Raw genomic sequence first — 17,814 nt, 5'->3', positions numbered from 1 at the left:
GGAAAGTGGACTTCTCAAGTGTAGAAGAAGTGGCCGTTCAACAGGTCCACTTTCCGGCGGCACACTGAGCGCATGACCAGCCTCTCGCCCACCGCACGCACCACCCTCGGCCGCAAGCGCAACCGCGCCGCCACCGAGCGCGCGACGCTGTACGCCGTGCTCGACGAGGCCCTGATCTGCCACCTCGGCGTGCTCCGCGACGGTGCGCCGCTCGTGCTGCCCACCGGGTACGGCCGCGATGGCGACACCCTCTACCTGCATGGTTCCACGGGCGCGACGAGTTTGCGAACCGCGGCAGGCGAAATCGACGTGTGTGTCACGGTCACGCTGCTCGACGGGATCGTGTACTGCCGTTCGGTGAACAACCATTCGGTGAACTACCGCAGCGCGGTGATCCTCGGCCGGCCGAGGGAAGTGACCGATCGCGACGAGAAAATGCACGGCCTGCACGTGCTCACCGACCACCTCTCCCCCGGTTCGTGGGAACACGCGCGCGGGGTGAACGCCAAGGAGTTCGCCGCGGTTTCGGTGATCGCACTCGACCTGGCGGAGGCGTCGGTGAAACTTCGCGCCGAAGGTCCGGACGACGAGCCCTCGGACGTCGCCGCCGACGCCGCGTGGGCTGGGGTGCTGCCGGTCCGGACGGTCTTCGGCGAGCCGGAACCGTCGGCTGACCTGCCCTCGGGGTGGGCGGTACCTGAGCACGTCCGGGCGCGGGTCACGCCGACAGCGGCAACCATACGGTGAACGTCGTCCGGCCCGGCTCGCTTTCCACCGCCACCGTGCCGCCGTGTTCCAGCACCAAGGAATGCACCACCGCCAACCCAAGGCCAGTACCGCCACCAGCACGCGTACGCGAATCGTCGACACGGTAGAACCGGTCGAAAATCCGCTCCTGGGCTTCCGGCGAAATCCCCGGACCGCCATCGGTCACCCGGGTCACCGCCATTCCGTCGGCCACCGCCACCGTGACGTCGACCCGGGTTCCCGCGGGAGTGTGCACGGCCGCGTTCGCCAGCAGGTTGTCCAGGACTTGCCGCAGGCGCACCGGATCCGCGTGCAGCATCACCGGATCGTCCGGGATTTCGAGCGTCAGCGGGTGGCCGGGGCGGCCCGCGCGGAAGGCGTCCGCGGCGGCCACGGCGATCTCCGTGAGGTCCATTCGCTGCGGACGCACCGGCGGTTCCGCGTCGTTCGCGTCGAGCCGGGCGAGCAGGAGCAGGTCGTCGACGAGCACACTCATCCGCGCGGTCTCCGCACGGATTTTCTCCAGGTGCGCTTCGCGTTCCTCCGGCTCGTTCGCGGCGGCGTAACGGAAAAGGTCGGCGTAGCCCCGGATCGACGTCAACGGCGTACGCAGCTCATGCGAAGCGTCGGCGACAAACCGGCGTAACCGATCGTTCGCGGCGGTGCGCGCGGCGAGCGAAGACTCGATGTGGCTCAGCATCAGGTTGAACGCCGTCCGCAGCTCCTCGACCTCCGCGCCGCCGCCGGTACCGGACGCGCGCACCGGCAGGTTCGCCGTTCCGGTGAGGTCGTGCGACGCGATGTCGTGCGCGGTACCGGCCATGTCCGACAACGGCCGCAACCCGCGCCGCAGCACCAGCCGCCCGGCGATGACGAGAATCGCCAGCGCGACCAGGAACGCGACCACCTCGATGAGCACCAGCTGCTGCACGGTGCTGTCGAGATCGGCCTGCGGCGCGGCGCTCAGCAGCACGGTCCCGGCGTCCACCGGGCAGGCCCGCACGCGGTACGAACCCTGGTCGTGCAGGTACACCGTGCGGAAGACGTCGCCGCGCGTCGCTTCTTCGGCGACCTTGGCCAGCGGCCGCACGTCGGCGGGCAGGGTGCTACCCGGCTGCGGCACCGCAACCCCTTGCCGCACTTCGAAAACCGCGGAGTACCAGGAGTACACGACCTCCGGGTTGTCCTTCGACTCCCGCAGGTGCGGTACCTGCGTGACCTGGCTGGTCTTGAGCTGCTCGTCGAGGCGCCGGTTCAGGTAGTCGTGCATCAGCTCGACGGTGAGCGCGCCGACGATCGCGAACACCACCAGCGACACCGCGCCGAGGCCGAACGCCAGCCGGGTACCCAGCCGCGACGCCCGCCAGGCCCCGTACCAGCGGCGGACCCAGCGGCCGGCCCGGCTCACCGGCCCGCCTGCCGCACGACGTACCCGACGCCGCGCACGGTGTGGATCAACGGTTCGTCCTCCGTGTCGAGCTTGCGCCGCAGCCGCGAGATCGCGAGCTCGACCACATTGGACCGGCCGCCGAAGTCGTACTCCCACACGTGGTCGAGGATCTGCGCCTTCGTGAGCACCGCGGGCGAGCGCCGCATGAGGTACCGCAGCAGCTCGTACTCGGTCGGCGTGAGCTCGGCGAGCCGTCCGCCGCGGCGGACCTGGTGGGTTTCCTCGTCGAGCACGAGGTCGCCGACCTGCAGCACCGGCTGGACGTCTTTGTCCGCGCCGGACGTCCGCCGCAGCACCGCGCGCAGGCGTGCCATCAGCTCCTCTACGGAGAACGGCTTGACGAGATAGTCGTCACCTCCGCGGGTGAGCCCGGCAATGCGGTCGGCGGTCGCGTCCTTCGCGGTGAGGAAGACCACCGGGAGCGTGCCGTACTTCTCACGGAGTTTGTCGAGCACGGTGAACCCGTCGAAATCGGGCAGCATGAGGTCGAGGACCACGATGTCGGGCGCGAACTCCGCGGCGCGGGCGAGCGCTCCGGCGCCGGACCCGGCGGTCGCGGCCTGCCAGCCCTCGTAGCGGGCGACGGTCGCGACCAGGTCGGCGATGTGCGGTTCGTCGTCCACGACGAGCAGCCGCACCGGGTTCGGGTTCTCCACCCCACCATCCTCCGTGACTCCCGCGGGCGCGCGCGAGCCGAGCCCCGAGCCGACAGCCAGTCGACAGGTTCCGCCCAGACCCAGCACAGGTTTCGCGACGACGCTGGCCTTCGTGACCTCGAACGTTCCTCCCCGGGCCGCGGCCAGGACGTGGCTGTCGGTGTTCCTCGCGGCGAACGTCGTGCTCGTGACGGTGTTCTTCTTCGCCGGTGGCGTTTCCGACCGGCCGCTGATCAGTGCCGGACGTCTCGCCGGGCTGTACGCCGCGCAGGCGATGGCGTTCCAGCTGCTGCTCGTCGCGCGGCTGCCGTGGCTGGACCGTCGGCTGGGGATGGACCGGCTCACGTCGCTGCACCGCTGGACCGGTTTCGGCCTGCTGTGGCTGCTGGTCGCGCACGTCGTGTTCGTGGTGTTCGGGTACGCCGGGCTGGAGAACCACAATCCGGCCGACGAAATCATCGTCCTGGCCAACACTCTCGAAGGAATCCTCCGCGCGATCGTCGCGTTCGTGCTGATTCTGGTGGTTGGGGCTGCTTCGGCCCGGTTCGCGCGCCGCCGGATGGCGTACGAGACCTGGCATTTCGTGCACCTGTACGCGTACGCGGCGGTGCTGTTGGCCTTCACGCATCAGGTGGCCGTCGGACAGTCCTTCGCGGGCTCTGTGCTCGCGCGCACCTACTGGTGGACGCTGTGGCTCGGCGCCGGTGCTGCGGTGCTCGCGGGACGCGTTGTGCTGCCGTTGTGGCGTAACGTGCGGCATCAGTTTCGAGTGGTCGCAGTGGTCCCGGAGTCAGCTGACACGGTGTCGGTGTACATCTCCGGCCGCGACCTCGACCTGTTACCCGCGCGCGCCGGACAGTTCTTCCTGTGGCGATTTCTCACCCGTGACCGCTGGTGGCAGGCGAACCCGTTCTCACTGTCCGCCGCGCCTGACGGCCAGACGCTTCGGCTTACCGCGAAAGCCGTCGGCGAGTCGAGCGCGAAGCTGCGTACGTTGCCTGTCGGGACCCGCGTGTTTGCCGAAGGTCCGTACGGCGCCTTCACGACGCTTCACCAACAGTTGCCCAATGCTCTCCTCATCGCAGGCGGCGTCGGCATTGCGCCGATCCGCGCGCTTCTCGAAGACATCGCGGGACACGTTGTCGTCCTCTATCGCATACGCACGCCAGACGACGCCGTGCTCCTCCCCGAACTGCAGGAGATCGCGAAAGCGCGAGGCGCAATCGTTTACGTGCTCAGCGGTCCTTCGGATCTGCGCGGGGCGCACGGGCCGGTTCTCGGCCCAGAGAGCCTGTACGCACTCGTACCCGACATAGCCGAGCGCGACGTGTTCGTGTGCGGGCCGCCCGGGATGACGGCCGCGGTCCTGCGAAGCGTGCGAGAGCTGGGCGTGCCTGGACCACGGGTGCACGCCGAGCGGTTCAGCCTGGCAGCGTGAGGAGAGACCAGTGAAGAAGACGATTTTCGTGGTGGCGCTGTCGATTGCCGGGTTCATCGGGGTGTGGCAGTTCGAACCGAGCCGGGCCCCGGCACCGGTCGCGCCGGTCGCGTCCGTCGCCGCGCCGGGTGTTTCCGGCAATTCGAGTGTCGGCACCGCGGAGGACACCGACTTCGGCACGGTCCAGGTGCGCGTGACGTTCACCGGCACCCGGATTTCCGACGTCACGCTCGTCCAGGAACCGACGAGCGGCCGCGGAGTCGCCGCGTTGCCTCAACTGCACCAGGAAGCACTGCAGGCACAAAGTGCGCAGATCGACACCGTCTCCGGCGCGACCATGACCAGCGAGGCGTACATCCACTCACTGCAAGCTGCCCTGGACGCCCGGTGACCCGCCACGTGGAGTACGCGATGGGGCTGCCGATCTCGCTCGACCTGCGCGACGAAGCCGACTTCACCACGGCCTTCGCGTGGCTGCACGAGGCCGACGCCCGGTTCAGTCCGTACAAAGTGGACAGTGAGGTGAGCCGGTACGGCCGGGGCGAGCTGACCTTGTCCGAACTGAGCGACGACCTCGACGAAATCCTTTCGCTCTGCGCGTACTACGAAGACCTGTCCGGCGGCGCTTTCACCGCGCGGCTGCCGGGCCGCGGGTTCGATCCGTGCGGCATCGTCAAAGGCTGGGCGGTGCAACGCGCGGCGGATCTGCTGCACGCAGCGGGCGCGAAGCGGTTCTGCCTCAACGCGGGTGGGGACGTGGTGACGTCCGGCGAGCCGGAGCCCGGACGGCCATGGCACGTGGGCATCCGGCATCCCGAGCAGCCGCAAGAGGTTTGCGCGGTGCTCGACTCACTCGACGGCGCCGTCGCCACGTCAGCCACCTACGAACGCGGCGCGCACATCCTCGACGGTCGCACTGGTTTGCCTGCTAATGATCTGCTGAGTGTAACGGTGGCCACCGACAATCTGGTCCACGCCGACGCACTGGCGACCGCGATTTTCGCCCTCGGCGCCGACGGGATCGCCTGGGCCGCCGGACAACCGGACGTCGACCTGCTGATCGTCGACGACCGGCGCCGGGTCCACCGGAAAACCTCTCGCGCGGCAGCGGGCATTCCGGGCAGACTGCCCCGATGACGTCCGTCGTGGAGAACATCACCGTCGACTGTGCCGACCCGTGGCAGCTCGCGAAGTTCTGGACCGAGGTCACCGGGCGCCCGGTGAGCGACGAGGACCAGCCTGGTGACGAGGAGGTCGGCATCGAGCTGGAGTCCGGCGTCACGCTGCTCTTCATCGCCGTCCCGGAACCGAAAGCGGGCAAGAACCGGCTGCACCTGTGCCTCAAGCCGGACGTCCGGCGCGAGGACGAGGTGGACCGGCTGCTTGCGCTCGGCGCCACCCTGCATTCCGACCACCGGCGCGCGGACGGCAGCGGCTGGGCGGTGCTGCAGGACCCGGAAGGCAACGAGTTCTGCGTCCTGCGCAGCGCGGCGGAACGGGCGTGACCGATTCGTCCGCGGTCAACCGGGAGCACTGGGACAGCCTCGCGCCGGTGCACGCCCGCTCCGCGGATTACGGATTCGAGCGGTTCCACGCCGATCCGGCGCACCTGAGCCAGGTCGTGCAGTTCGACCGGCCGCGGCTCGGCGACATTTCCGGGCTGCGCGTGGTCCATCTGCAGTGCCACATCGGCACCGACACGCTGTCGCTGCACCGGCTCGGCGCCCGGGTATCAGGTCTGGACCTTTCCCCGGCGTCCCTCGCCGAGGCACGCAAGCTCGCCGCCGGCACCGGCGCGGACATCGACTACCACGAGGCGAACGTCTACGACGCGGTCGACGTTTTCGGCCCGGAGGTGTTCGACCTGGTGTACACCGGGGTCGGCGCGTTGTGCTGGCTGCCGCGGATCGCGCAGTGGGCGGAGGTCGTCGCGCGGCTGCTGCGGCCGGGCGGCCGGTTGTTCGTGCGCGAAGGCCATCCGATGTTGTGGGGTCTCGACGACGAAGCCGAGCGCGCGTGGCCGAAATACGACTACTTCGAGCACGCCGAACCGCTGGTGTTCAGCGACGCGGCCACGTACGTCGAAACCGAAGAACCGCTGCGTACCACCACGTCGCACAGCTGGAACCATTCGCTCGGCGAGATCGTCACGGCATTGCTGGACCAGGGTTTGGCGCTGACCGGCCTGACCGAGCACGACAGTGTGCCGTGGAACGCGCTCCCGCACGAGATGGCTGTGAGCGGCAATGGCGAATGGCGGCTGCGCGAGAACCCGCGGCGGCTGGCCGCGAGCTACACCCTGCAGGCGCGGCGCCCCGAATAGAGTGCGGGGTATGACTCGCATTGCCGTCGCCGCACTCGGCGGCACCATTTCCATGACCCCTGGAAGCTCGCCCGAGGACGGCGTGGTGCCGCGGTTGAGCGCTGAAGACCTGCTCGGCGAACTCGGCGCCCGGCTGCCGATGGAGGTCACCGCGGCGACGCTCGCCGGGATGTCCAGCGCGTCCATGGACTACGCCACCCTCGCGCGTACCCGGCAGTGGGGCATCGACGCCGACGCTGACGGTCTCGTCGTGACGCAGGGCACGGACACGCTGGAGGAGACGGCGTATTTCTTCGACCTCACCTGGCCTTTCGACACGCCGGTCGTGATCACCGGCGCCATGCGCAACCCGAGCCTGCCCAGCCCCGACGGGCAGGCCAACCTCCTCGCCGCGCTCACCATCGCCGCCGACCCGCGCAGCCGCGGTCGCGGTGCTTTGGTGGCATTCAACGACGACGTACACGCCGCGCGGTGGGTCCGCAAAACGCATACCAGCCACGTGGAAGCGTTTTCGTCTCGACCGGCAGGTCCGCTCGGCATGGTCTCCGAGGGCACGGTGCATTACTTCCACCCGTCGTCGCCCCGGTTGCCCACGGTGCCGCCGACGTTGTCCGCCGAACTGGTCCCGCTGCTGGAATCCGGTCTCGACGATTCCGGTGAACTGCTCGCCATGGTCCTGAAGAATGGTGCCCGCGGTGTCGTGCTGGCGGCCAACGGCGCCGGACACGTATCCGCCGCCACCGCCGATGTCATTGCGGCGGCTGAAGTGCCGATTGTCGTCGCATCACGTACCGGCGCGGGCCCGACTTTGCGCGGCACTTACGGTTTCCACGGTTCCGAATCGAGCCTCATCCGCATGGGCGTGACGATGGCGGGCTGGCTGTGTCCGCGGAAATCCCGGGTATTGCTGCAATTGCTGCTGGCCGCGAATACTGGTCGCGAGGAAATCGAACGGCAATTCCGCTTACGCGGCGATCTGGACCATTGATCACACGCGGTACGGGCCGTCCACGGGGTTCGCCGCGTACGAGCGCATCTGGCGACCGCCTTCGCGGTACACGTGCACGCTGACCGCCGGGTCCGGGCCGTCGTTGCGGACCTCGTGCACGTACCCCGGCCCGAACACCCGGGACTGGCCAGCGGACAGCGCGTGCACTTCGGTCACCGCACGGCCGCCCGGAGCCTTCCGCGAGACGGTCTCGGTGAGCCGCCCCGACACGACGGTGAACGCCCCGGTGGCGAAAGCGTGGTCGTGCAGGTCGGTGTACTGGCCGGGGAGCCAGCTGAGCAGCCAGACCTCCTGGCCCTCGGTACGCTCGACGAGGGCGGAAAACCGCTCGTCGGGGTCGTAGCGAAGGAGGCTGCCCCACCGCTCGCGATCGGCCGCCACGTCGATGGCGACGCGCACGGGATGGCGCAGGGCGGGGTTCTCGGGACGCAGCAGGGTGTTGTCCGGGACGGCGAACATGACGAAACGGGTCCTTGAGGAAGAGGGTGAGCTGGGCCGGGGCTGGGTTCACCGACAACAGCAACACGACATGCCCATGACCGGGCGGAGGTCACACGACCCCGGCCGCACAGTCATCTCGCACGTCAGCATGCGGCACAGCGAACCAGCCCCCGGCGCTGCGGTCAAGCCTTCCCAGCCCGTGGACCGCCCTCGCGGCCAGCCGGAATGCCCCGCCGGACCCCGGCGGACCTCGGCGGGGCCAGCCGGAATGCCCTTGCCGGACCCCGGCGGACCTCGGCGGGGCCAGCCGGAATGCCCTGCCGGACCCCAGCGGACCTCGGCGGGGCCAGCCGGAATGCCCTGCCGGACCCCAGCGTACCTCGGCGGGGCCAGCCGGAATGCCCTGCCGGACCCCGGCGGGGCCGGTGTTCGGCGGCACACGTGCTTCTGCGACCAGCCGAGCAGCTCCGCCCCCGGCGACGGCCACGCAACTCCGCTGGCACGGCGTGCACCCCAGAAGTCCCGTGAAGTCCGTGAAGGGAACCATGAGGGAATCTGATTCCGTGAAGGTTCCCTTCACGGACAACGAACCGCACCGCGACCAGCCACGCAGCCACGCAACCGGCGCGCGACTCTGCTTACGCTTCAGCGAGCGGCCAAGCATCCCCGCCCAGCTGGACCGGCCGGTGAACTCCACTCATGCCCCCGCCGAACCGACCGCTCAACCCCACCCAAGCTCCCGCGAGCGGCCAAGCGACCCCACCCCGCCAAACCGGCCACCCAAGCTCCCGCGAGCGGCCCGGCAACCCCACCCCGCCAGGCCCAGCACTCAGCTCCACTCGTGCTTCTGCGACCGGCCCAGCAGCTCCGCCCCCGCCTGTCGCGGGTCGACGCCCTCGTGGCACACGCGGTGCATCGCGTCCGTGATCGGCATGTCCACTCCGTGCCGCTGCGCCAGCGCGCGGATCGACGAGCACGACGCCACCCCCTCCGCGACCTGGCCGCCGCCCGCCGCCTGGGCCTCGGCCAGCGTTTCGCCGCGGCCGAGACGCTCGCCGAAGGTGCGGTTGCGCGACAGCGGCGACGAGCACGTCGCCACCAAGTCGCCCAGTCCGGCGAGTCCGGCGAAGGTCAGCGGGTCGGCGCCTAGTTTTGCGCCCAGCCGGGCCATTTCGGCGAGGCCGCGGGTGATGAGCGTCGCCATCGTGTTTGCGCCCAGGCCCATTCCGGCCGCCATTCCGCAGCTCAGCGCGATCACGTTCTTGCACGCGCCGCCCAGCTCGCAGCCGACCACGTCGGTGTTGGTGTACGGCCGGAAGTACTGGTTCGACGTCGCCCGCTGCACCGCCATCGCGCGCAAGTGGTCGGTGCACGCGAGCACCGCCGCCGCGGGCTGTCCGGCGGCGATTTCCAGTGCCAGGTTCGGCCCGGACACCACCACGATCTCGCCCGGGTCCACCTCGGCGAGCTCGGCGATCACCTCGCTCATCCGCTTGAGCGTGCCCAGCTCCACGCCCTTGGCGAGGCTAACCAGGATCGCGTCGCGGGGCAGCAGCGGCCGCCAGCCGGTGAGGTTCGCGCGCAGGCTCTGGCTCGGTACCCCGAGCACCACGGCCTGCGCGCCGTCCAGCGCCGCCGCGGCGTCGGCCGTCGCCGTGATGCGGTCCGGCAGCTGGGTGCCCGGGAGGTACGACTCGTTGGTGTGCCGCGTCCGGATCTCCTCGGCCACGCTTTCCCGGCGCGCCCACAGCGTGACGTCGCGGCCGGCGTCGCCGAGCACCTTCGCGAACGCGGTGCCCCACGAGCCCGCGCCCAGCACGGTGACCCGCTGAACATCGGCAGCGGACATCAGGCGCCGTCCTCCTGCTTCTTGACGGGCGGCTCCTCGTGCCGGATCTCCGCCAGCAGCCGGGTGACCTCGTCCATCATCACCGCGGTGACCTCGCGCAAGGTCGACGCGCTGCGCGGGTTGCCGCCGCGGTACGCCGTCAGGTCGATCGGGTCGCCGACCAGGTGCGTGACCGTCTTGCGCGGGAACGGCGTGAACTTCTTCGTGTACCCGTTGAAGATGTAGTTGGTGCCCCACCTGGCGATCGGGATCACCGGCACATCGTTCTGCATCGCCAGCCGCGCGGCGCCGGTGTACGCGTCCTTCGGCCAGCCCGCCGGGTCCTTGGTGATGGTTCCCTCGGGGTAGATCACGATGATCTTGCCCTCGTCCAGCGCCTGGTGCGCGGCCTTCAGGCTGTCGCCCGCCGCGCTCGACCCGCGCGACACCGGGATCTGCCCGGACCCGGTGACGATCCGGCCGAAGATCGGCACCCCCTTCAGGCTGTCCTTGAGGAAGAACCGCGGCACCCGCTTCTGCCGGTGCACGAACACCGCGTCGACCGCCGGGTCGAGGTGCGAGATGTGGTTCATCACCAGCACCGCGGGACCCTGCCGCGGGATCTTCTCCGCGCCGAGGTACACCCGCTTGCCGATCGCGGTGAGCGGGTAGAACGCAGCGGCGGCCAGCCCCACCCAGAAGCCGCCCTTCTCACGCCGTGCCAAGACTCCTCCTCGGATCGCATCTGCTCGGCCTGATCCTGCCGCGCGCCGGTTCACGCAGTCCAGGGAGGGTGCGCACATCACCCGCAACAGCGGTTTCGGTCATCATGGACGGGTGGACGTTGACCTGGTCGTGCCCCTCAAGCACCCGCGCGCGGGCAAGTCGCGGCTGCGGGGCGCGGTCGCCGCACACCGGCATGCCGACCTGGTACTGGCGCTGGCCTGCGACACCTTGGCCGCGGTGACGTCGGTCGCCCGGGTCCGGCGAGTGCTCGTCGTCACTGCCGAACCGGCCGCACTGTCCGATTTGGCCGGTCTCGGCGTGGAACTGGTACCCGAGCCGTCCGACGGCGGGCTCAACGCGGCGCTCCGATACGGCGAGCAGTTGCTACGCGCAGACGCGCCACCGGGCGTGGTCGGCGCGCTCCAGGCAGACCTCCCCGCACTGCGCGCGGTCGACCTCGAGCAGGCGTTGACGGAAGCAGCGGGCCGACGCGCCGTGGTCGTCGATCGGCAAGGCACCGGCACCACGCTGCTGCTGTCGGCACCGGGTGAACCGCTTGACCCGCAGTTCGGCGAAGGCTCCGCGGCGCGGCACACAGCGTCCGGCGCGGTCCCGCTGAAACGTGAACTGCCATCCCTTCGCAGTGACGTGGACACCGAGGATGATCTCCGCCACGCCGCATCGCTCGGTCTCGGCAAGCGCACTGCGGCGTTGTACCCAGCAGGGCAAGCACAAAAGCGCTGACGTGTTCACTCGACCTTCATCGTGGTCTGCGCAAACAGCAGCTTCGTAGTGAACAATGGGCTCCGTGAGCACAGACGACGGCAGCACTCCTGCACGACGGCGCAGGGCCGGTACGGCAAAGTCCGAAACCGGTGCGTCCCCGGCCCGGCGTACCACCGGGGCCGGGAAGACGACCGCGCGCGGGAATGCCGACGGCACAGTGGCCCGTAGGACAAAAAGCAAGACAGAAGGCGCGAAGCGCGCGTCGAGCCCGTTGCGCACTCCGGCGTCGGCGAAGAAGGCCGCCTCGCCGCCACCACCGTCAGCCACCGTGCGACGCCGCACCACCACGGAAACCGGCGAGGAGTTCCGCGCGGTCCCGTCGGCGCCGCCTGCCGTCACCTCGGCGCCCACGGCCGTCGAAACATTGCCGGACGACCGTTATTTCAACCGTGAGCTGTCCTGGCTCGACTTCAACGCGCGGGTGCTCGCGCTGGCCGAGGACGAGTCGCAGCCGCTGCTCGAGCGCGCCAAGTTCCTCGCCATCTTCGCGTCCAATTTGGACGAGTTCTACATGGTCCGCGTCGCCGGGCTGAAGCGCCGCGACGACACCGGCCTCTCGGTGCGCAGCGCGGACGGGCTCACCCCGCGCGAACAGCTGGACTACATCGCCAAGCGCAACCAGGACCTGGTCGAGCGGCACACTGTCGCGTTCGAGGAGCACCTGCGTCCGCAGCTGGCCGAGCAGGACATCCGGCTCGTCGGCTGGGCCGACCTGGCCGGCGCCGACCAGCTGCGGCTGTCGAGTTACTTCTCCGAGCAGATCTTCCCGGTGCTCACGCCGCTCGCGGTGGACCCGGCGCACCCGTTCCCGTACATCTCGGGGCTGTCGCTCAACCTCGCGGTCACCGTGCGGGATCCGCAAGGCGGTACCGAGCGGTTCGCGCGGGTGAAGGTGCCGAGCAACGTGCCGCGGCTGATGCGCGTGGAAACCGAGCGGGCCAGCCGGTCGGCCACTTTCCTTCCGCTCGAGGAGCTCATATCCGCACATCTGGGCGAACTGTTCACCGGCATGGAAGTGACCGAGCACCACGTGTTCCGGGTCACCCGCAACGCCGATTTCGAGGTCGAGGAAGACCGCGACGAGGACCTCCTGCAGGCGCTCGAACGCGAACTGGCGCAACGCCGGTTCGGCCCGCCGGTGCGGCTCGAAGTGGCGCAGGACATGAGCGAGCACATGCTCGAACTGCTGCTGCGCGAGCTGGAGGTGGACCCGGCGGACGTCGTCGAGGTACCCGGGCTGCTCGATCTGACCTGTCTGCACCAGCTTTCCGCGGTCGACCGCAAGGAGCTGAAGGACCGGCCGTTCGTCCCGGCAACGCATCCGGCCTTCGGCGAACGCGAGACGCCCAAGAGCGTGTTCGCGACGCTGCGCGAGGGCGACGTCCTGGTGCACCATCCATACGATTCGTTCTCGACGAGCGTGCAGCGGTTCATCGAGCAGGCCGCGGCCGATTCGAAGGTGCTCGCGATCAAGCAGACGCTGTATCGCACGTCGGGTGATTCGCCGATCGTCGATGCGCTGATCGACGCGGCCGAAGCGGGTAAGCAGGTCGTGGCGCTGGTGGAGATCAAGGCGCGCTTCGACGAACAGGCCAACATCACCTGGGCGCGCACACTGGAACGCGCGGGCGTGCATGTGGTGTACGGCTTGGTGGGCCTCAAAACGCACTGCAAGGTGTCGATGGTGGTGCGGCAGGAGGGGTCCACCATCCGCCGCTACTGCCACATCGGCACCGGCAACTACAACCCCAAAACCGCGCGGCTGTACGAGGATCTCGGCCTGCTCACGGCGGATCCGAGCATCGGCGCGGACGTCACCGACCTCTTCAACGTCCTCACCGGCTACTCGCGCCAGGACACCTACCGCACGATCCTCACGTCGCCGCACGGGATCCGCCGCGGCATCGTGCGCGCGATCGGCGAGGAGATCGAGCTGGCGCGGGCCGGGCTGGAAGCCGGGATCCGGATCAAGTGCAACTCGCTCGTCGACGAGCAGGTGATCGACGCGTTGTACCACGCTTCGCAGGCCGGGGTTCCGGTCGACGTGGTGGTCCGCGGGATCTGCTCGCTGAAGCCGGGCGTGGAGGGGCTGAGCGAGAACATCCGGGTCCGCTCGATCCTCGGCCGGTTCCTCGAACATTCGCGCGTGTTCCACTTCCGGGCGGGCGGCACGCACTGGATCGGCAGCGCGGACATGATGCACCGCAACCTGGACCGGCGGATCGAGGCACTGGTGCGGGTGAAGGATGCGAAGCTCACGCGGCAGCTGGACGCCGTGTTCGATTCGGCGCTCGACCCGGCCACGCGCTGCTGGGTGCTCACCGCGTCCGGCGAATGGCAGCCGTTCCCGGCCGCCGGTTCGCAAGTGCGCGATCACCAGGTCGAACTCGCGAAGCTGCACGGAGCCGTCGGATGAGCGTGGACGTCCGTGCCGCGGGGGCGGTGCTGTGGCGCCGGGCGGGCGCCGGGATCGAGATCGCTCTCGTGCACCGGCCCCGCTACGACGATTGGTCCCTGCCGAAGGGAAAAGTCGACCCCGGCGAGACGATCGTGGCCACCGCGGTCCGCGAGATCGCCGAGGAGACCGGGTTCCGCGCGGTGCTGGGCCGCTATGTCGGGCAGACGACGTACCAGGTCCCGGCCAAGGACAACGGGCGGCTGCTGCGCAAGAGCGTCGACTACTTCAGCGGCGAAGCCGTTTCCGGCGCCTTCGTCCCCAACGACGAGGTCGACGAACTTCGCTGGCTCGACCCGGTGGCGGCCGAACGGCTGCTCACGCGACCGGCGGATGTGCAGGTGCTGCGCGAATTCTGCGCGCTGCCGCCCGCCCCGGCCACGGTGTTGCTGGTCCGCCATGCCAAAGCGGGCAAACGCGAGGACTGGATCGGCGACGACGATCTCCGCCCGCTTTCCGAAGCCGGCCAGCGCCAGGCGGCGGCCCTGCGGGAACTGCTGCCGCTTTTCGGCCCGGACCGGGTGTTTTCCGCGCCGCGGCTGCGGTGCGTGCAGACGGTCGGCGGGATCGCGGACGCGCTCGGCGTCGAGGTGCGGCACGAGCCGTTGCTGTCGGAAGAGGGGTACTGGCCCGATCCGCTGCTGGGCATCCGCCGGTTGCTGGCCATCGTGGCCGAGGGCGGCACGCCGCTGGTCAGCAGCCAGGGCGGCGTGATCCCGGACCTGGTGAGCGCGCTCGCCGACCGCGACGGCCTGGAACTGCCCGCCGCGCGTGACGGCGTGGTGCCGAGCAAGAAGGGATCGTTCTGGGTGCTGTCGTTCCACCCCGGCCCGGACGGCCCGATCCTCGTCGGCGCCGACTACTACCCGAGCCCGCTGCCCGCCCCGGTCCCGTCGGTGTCCTGAATTCCCGGTGGCGTTACCCGGTGCTGCTCGGAGCGACACGGGCTGTGACTTTGTGCCTTTTCTCCCGTTGCAACCGGGCGAAGGTAGTGCCCTCATGTCCCTCGTAACTGGTGAGGGTCACCCATCCGGTGGTAGCCAGTGCTCATGGGCATACCCCCCGAGGGACCACATCCGGGGCTAGTGGAAGAGCGGCTGCAGGCCGCGAGGCACCGTGCCTTCGTCGGGCGGAAGGAGGAGCTCGCCACTTTCGACGAGGCGATGGGCAGTGGCGGGGTGCTGTTCGTGCACGGTCCGGGCGGCATCGGCAAGTCGGCGCTCCTCGGGCAGTTCGCCCAGCGGGCCACCGGCGCCGGGCGCACCGTGACGATGCTCGACGGGCGGATGCTCGACCCGTCCCCCGCGGCCTTCCTGGTCCAGACCGGTCCGATGGTCGCCGACGAGCGGGCGGTGCTGCTCGTCGACGCCGCCGAGCACATCCACGGCCTGCAGGGCTGGCTGCGCGAGCGGTTCCTGCCGGCGCTGCCGGTCGGCGCGCTGGTCGTACTGGCCGGGCGGACTCCCCCGGACCTGATGTGGCAGGCCGATCCGGGATGGGCCGGTCTCGTGCAGGTACTCGGGCTGCGCGACCTGGAGCCGGCGGAAGCCGCCGCGCTGCTGTACTCCCGCGGGGTCGCCGGTGAGCTGCACGATCCGCTGCTCGCCTTCGCCGGTGGACACCCGCTCGCCCTTTCGCTCGCCGCCACGATCGGCGACAGCGCCCCCGACTCCCGCTGGGCCCCGCCACCCGACATGGTCGCCATGCTGCTCGACCAGCTCGTCGGCGAGGTGCCCAGTCCGGCGCACCGGCACGCGCTGGAGGTCTGCGCGCACACCTATATGTCCACACAGGACATTCTGCGGGCAGTGCTGCCCGGCGCGGACGTGCCGGAGCTGTTCGCCTGGCTGCGGCGGCTGCCGTTCGTCGAGTCGAGCCCGTTCGGCGTGTATCCGCACGACGTCGTCCGCGCGGCACTGGAAGCCGACCTGCGCTGGCGCGATCCGCAGGGGTACGCCGAACTGCACCGGCAGGTCAAGGCCCACCTGACCCATCAGATCCGCACCGCCGACGACGCGGACGTGCTCGGCGCCGTCGGTTCGCTGCTGCACCTGCACCGCGATCAAGGCCGGGTACCGAAACCGCACGTCTGGCGCGGTACGGACGAGGTGTACGAGGACGTCTTCCGTCCCGAAGACAGCGAGGACCTGCTTCGGCTGGCCACCGAAGAAGCGGACTCGGTGACCGGTCTCGCCCACTGGATGGCCCGGCAGCCACAGTCGTTTCGCCTCTACCGGCGCACGGCGAACGGCGAACTCGCCGGGGCCTCCGCCTGGCTGCGCCTGGATTCGGCGGCAGCGGCGCAGGCGGACCCGGTCACTGCTGCTGCTTGGGCCGCCGCGCACGCCACCGCGCCGTTGCGGCCCGGCGAACACCTCGCGGTCTACCGGAGCTGGGTACGCAAACGGCATCGCGGCACGTCGCCGGTGATGAACCTGATCCAGTGGCGGGCGGTGGGTTCGTTCCTTCGCTCGGAACGCCTGGCCTGGTCGTTCGTCGCAATCCGCAGTGACGATCCCTTGCGGGGCCGCTATCCGTACTACGGCCTGCACGATCTCGGGGAACCGGCGCGGGAGGGCGACGTCGAGTACGTCCTGTACGCCCACGACTGGCGGGCCGTTCCGGCGCAGTCCTGGCTCGACCGATTGCTGACCGCCGGTGCGCCGGAAACGCCGGTACCGCAAGAGCCGGCCCTGGCCGTGCTGTCTCAGGAGGAATTCACCGACGCGGTCCGGAAAGCGTTGCGGCACCTGTCCAGATACGGGGAATTGGCCGCGAATCCCCTGACCCGCAGCAGATTGCTGGCCGGGCGGGAGGATCCGGCGAGAGCCCTGCGCGAGGTGCTCGAAGAAGGCATCCGCGACCTGGGCGGGGATCCGCGTGCAGGCAAGCTGCATCGCGCGCTCGACGTCACCTACCTGCGTGGCGCCCCGACCCAGGAAGCCGCCGCCGAACGGCTCGGCCTGCCGTTCACCACCTACCGGCGACACCTGATCACCGGGATCGAACGGCTTTGCGAAGACCTGTGGCGCCGCGAGCTTTCCGGGTCGGCCTGACTGCGGTCAGTCGGCCAGTGCGAACGCGGCCGCGGCCTCCGCGTGCAGCCGGGCACTCGGTAGCAACGGGATCGCGGTGTCCTTGTCGGTGATCAGCAGCTCGATTTCGGTGCAGCCGAGGATGACGGCCTCCGCCCCGGCGGCCGCGAGCTTGTCGATCGTGCGCACGAACGCGTCCCGGGACGAAGGGCTCAGCACCCCGCGCACGAGCTCCTCGAAGATCACCTGGTGGACCTCTTCGCGGTCCTCTAACTCCGGGACGATCACGTCGACGCCGTACTTCGCCAGCATCTCCGGGTAGAAGGACTCCTCGAGGTCCATGGTGTACAAGGTGCCGAGCAGGCCGACCTTGCGCATTCCCCGGGCGCTGATCTCGGTACCCACGGCGTCGGCGATGTGCAGCACCGGCACGTTCGCGACGCGCTCCAGCGCGTCGTTCACCCGGCTGCAGCTGTTGCTGCAGATGAGCAGCAGCTCGGCGCCCATGCCTTCGAGCTTCTGGCCCGCACCGGCGAGCAGCTCACCGAGCTCGTCCCACTTACCGGTGAAGAGCATGTCCTCGACGGGCTGGAAGTCCCCGGACCACACCAGCGTGTCAGCGGAATGGCTGCCGCCGAGCCGCTCGCGTACCCGCTGGTTGACGGCCTGGTAATAGATGACCGTCGATTCCCAGCTCAATCCACCGATCAGCCCGATCGTCCGCATGGCACTCCGTTCGTCACCGTCCCGGCAAGGCTAGAGCGAGACCATGCTCATTTCGCAGACCAAAAACTGTCCATTCGCCGCGGCGGAGCGCCCGGTGGGGCAGGTGACCAGAAAGTGGGCAGGGAATGCTCTGGCAACCGGACGGGCGGATCCCCGACACTGCGCCGACTTCCGGGTTGGCTTAGGCAAGAAAG

Annotated in this window: 17 protein-coding genes; 11 read left to right on the top strand and 6 right to left on the bottom strand. The window is 69.6% G+C overall.

Features of this window, described 5'->3' with window-relative positions; translation table 11 throughout:
- Positions 1–72: 72 nt before the first annotated feature.
- Positions 73–747 carry a pyridoxamine 5'-phosphate oxidase family protein gene (locus OO71_RS39905; RefSeq protein ID WP_033295251.1) on the top strand — a complete coding sequence of 225 codons (675 nt, stop codon included), beginning with the start codon at positions 73–75 and terminating at the stop codon, positions 745–747.
- Here OO71_RS39905 and OO71_RS39900 read toward each other — a convergent pair.
- Together OO71_RS39900 and OO71_RS39895 are read right to left on the bottom strand one after the other, a co-directional pair.
- On the bottom strand, positions 719–2,155 hold the full coding sequence (locus OO71_RS39900; protein ID WP_033295250.1) for a sensor histidine kinase: 1,437 nt from the start codon (positions 2,153–2,155) through the stop codon (positions 719–721). The genes OO71_RS39905 and OO71_RS39900 overlap by 29 nt on opposite strands.
- The gene (locus tag OO71_RS39895) at positions 2,152–2,853 is read right to left on the bottom strand and encodes a response regulator transcription factor (RefSeq protein ID WP_033295249.1); all 702 of its coding nucleotides are present in this window, start codon (positions 2,851–2,853) and stop codon (positions 2,152–2,154) included. The genes OO71_RS39900 and OO71_RS39895 overlap by 4 nt, the downstream gene beginning before the upstream one ends.
- Positions 2,854–2,965: 112 nt before the next feature.
- Between OO71_RS39895 and OO71_RS39890 the strand changes: the two genes are divergently transcribed.
- From OO71_RS39890 to OO71_RS39865, 6 genes are read left to right on the top strand one after another with little or no spacing between them, the layout of a single operon-like run.
- On the top strand, positions 2,966–4,291 hold the full coding sequence (locus OO71_RS39890) for a ferredoxin reductase family protein (protein WP_245633933.1): 1,326 nt from the start codon (positions 2,966–2,968) through the stop codon (positions 4,289–4,291).
- A 10-nt stretch (positions 4,292–4,301) separates the two neighbouring features.
- Positions 4,302–4,682: an FMN-binding protein gene (locus OO71_RS39885; RefSeq protein WP_033295248.1), complete on the top strand. Its 381-nt coding sequence runs from the start codon at positions 4,302–4,304 to the stop codon at positions 4,680–4,682.
- Positions 4,679–5,428 (top strand): FAD:protein FMN transferase, encoded by a 750-nt coding sequence (locus OO71_RS39880; protein ID WP_051792859.1) that lies wholly within the window; start codon positions 4,679–4,681, stop codon positions 5,426–5,428. The genes OO71_RS39885 and OO71_RS39880 overlap by 4 nt, the downstream gene beginning before the upstream one ends.
- Positions 5,425–5,796 carry a VOC family protein gene (locus OO71_RS39875; protein ID WP_033295247.1) on the top strand — a complete coding sequence of 124 codons (372 nt, stop codon included), beginning with the start codon at positions 5,425–5,427 and terminating at the stop codon, positions 5,794–5,796. Before OO71_RS39880 ends, OO71_RS39875 begins: the two co-directional genes overlap by 4 nt.
- Positions 5,793–6,614, top strand: a complete 822-nt coding sequence (locus OO71_RS39870) for a class I SAM-dependent methyltransferase (protein ID WP_033295246.1) — start codon at positions 5,793–5,795, stop codon at positions 6,612–6,614. Before OO71_RS39875 ends, OO71_RS39870 begins: the two co-directional genes overlap by 4 nt.
- 10 nt (positions 6,615–6,624) lie before the next feature.
- Positions 6,625–7,602, top strand: coding sequence for an asparaginase (locus OO71_RS39865; RefSeq protein ID WP_033295245.1), 978 nt, complete (start codon positions 6,625–6,627; stop codon positions 7,600–7,602).
- Here OO71_RS39865 and OO71_RS39860 read toward each other — a convergent pair whose 3' ends face one another.
- The 3 genes from OO71_RS39860 to OO71_RS39850 all read right to left on the bottom strand — a co-directional run bounded on the left by OO71_RS39860 (position 7,603) and on the right by OO71_RS39850 (position 10,617).
- On the bottom strand, positions 7,603–8,082 hold the full coding sequence (locus OO71_RS39860; protein ID WP_033295244.1) for a cysteine dioxygenase: 480 nt from the start codon (positions 8,080–8,082) through the stop codon (positions 7,603–7,605).
- A gap of 811 nt (positions 8,083–8,893) precedes the next feature.
- A complete protein-coding gene (locus OO71_RS39855) occupies positions 8,894–9,913 on the bottom strand; it encodes an NAD(P)H-dependent glycerol-3-phosphate dehydrogenase (RefSeq protein WP_033295243.1) in 1,020 nt (339 codons plus the stop codon).
- Entirely contained in the window at positions 9,913–10,617 is a 705-nt protein-coding gene (locus OO71_RS39850) for a lysophospholipid acyltransferase family protein (RefSeq protein ID WP_425388742.1), read from the bottom strand. The genes OO71_RS39855 and OO71_RS39850 overlap by 1 nt, the downstream gene beginning before the upstream one ends.
- A gap of 112 nt (positions 10,618–10,729) precedes the next feature.
- Here OO71_RS39850 and cofC point away from each other — a divergent pair, with 112 nt between their 5' ends.
- From cofC to OO71_RS39830, 4 genes are all read left to right on the top strand, one after another.
- Positions 10,730–11,362, top strand: a complete 633-nt coding sequence (gene cofC, locus OO71_RS39845; protein ID WP_033295242.1) for a 2-phospho-L-lactate guanylyltransferase — start codon at positions 10,730–10,732, stop codon at positions 11,360–11,362.
- 55 nt (positions 11,363–11,417) lie between these two features.
- A complete protein-coding gene (locus OO71_RS39840; RefSeq protein ID WP_211260812.1) occupies positions 11,418–13,820 on the top strand; it encodes an RNA degradosome polyphosphate kinase in 2,403 nt (800 codons plus the stop codon).
- The gene (locus OO71_RS39835) at positions 13,817–14,764 is read left to right on the top strand and encodes an NUDIX hydrolase (protein WP_033295241.1); all 948 of its coding nucleotides are present in this window, start codon (positions 13,817–13,819) and stop codon (positions 14,762–14,764) included. Before OO71_RS39840 ends, OO71_RS39835 begins: the two co-directional genes overlap by 4 nt.
- 144 nt (positions 14,765–14,908) lie before the next feature.
- A complete protein-coding gene (locus OO71_RS39830) occupies positions 14,909–16,915 on the top strand; it encodes an ATP-binding protein (RefSeq protein ID WP_051792857.1) in 2,007 nt (668 codons plus the stop codon).
- A 6-nt stretch (positions 16,916–16,921) separates the two neighbouring features.
- Here the strand turns inward: OO71_RS39830 and OO71_RS39825 are convergent, their stop codons facing one another.
- A complete protein-coding gene (locus OO71_RS39825; protein ID WP_033295240.1) occupies positions 16,922–17,620 on the bottom strand; it encodes an aspartate/glutamate racemase family protein in 699 nt (232 codons plus the stop codon).
- Positions 17,621–17,814 lie beyond the last annotated feature (194 nt).

The organism is Amycolatopsis jejuensis (assembly GCF_000717335.1).
GTDB classification, from domain to species: domain Bacteria; phylum Actinomycetota; class Actinomycetes; order Mycobacteriales; family Pseudonocardiaceae; genus Amycolatopsis; species Amycolatopsis jejuensis.
The sequence above is the reverse complement of the archived record's forward strand: the minus strand, read 5'-3'. Positions and strand labels throughout refer to the sequence as shown.

Bases quoted from the DNA above. Each gene is read 5' to 3' on its own strand.
- OO71_RS39875 (WP_033295247.1), top strand. From the start codon at position 5,425: ATGACGTCCGTCGTGGAGAACATCACCGTCGACTGTGCCGACCCGTGG.
- OO71_RS39905 (WP_033295251.1), top strand. From the start codon at position 73: ATGACCAGCCTCTCGCCCACCGCACGCACCACCCTCGGCCGCAAGCGC.
- OO71_RS39830 (WP_051792857.1), top strand. From the start codon at position 14,909: ATGGGCATACCCCCCGAGGGACCACATCCGGGGCTAGTGGAAGAGCGG.
- OO71_RS39860 (WP_033295244.1), bottom strand. From the start codon at position 8,082: ATGTTCGCCGTCCCGGACAACACCCTGCTGCGTCCCGAGAACCCCGCC.
- OO71_RS39835 (WP_033295241.1), top strand. From the start codon at position 13,817: ATGAGCGTGGACGTCCGTGCCGCGGGGGCGGTGCTGTGGCGCCGGGCG.
- OO71_RS39865 (WP_033295245.1), top strand. From the start codon at position 6,625: ATGACTCGCATTGCCGTCGCCGCACTCGGCGGCACCATTTCCATGACC.
- OO71_RS39825 (WP_033295240.1), bottom strand. From the start codon at position 17,620: ATGCGGACGATCGGGCTGATCGGTGGATTGAGCTGGGAATCGACGGTC.
- OO71_RS39840 (WP_211260812.1), top strand. From the start codon at position 11,418: ATGGGCTCCGTGAGCACAGACGACGGCAGCACTCCTGCACGACGGCGC.
- OO71_RS39855 (WP_033295243.1), bottom strand. From the start codon at position 9,913: ATGTCCGCTGCCGATGTTCAGCGGGTCACCGTGCTGGGCGCGGGCTCG.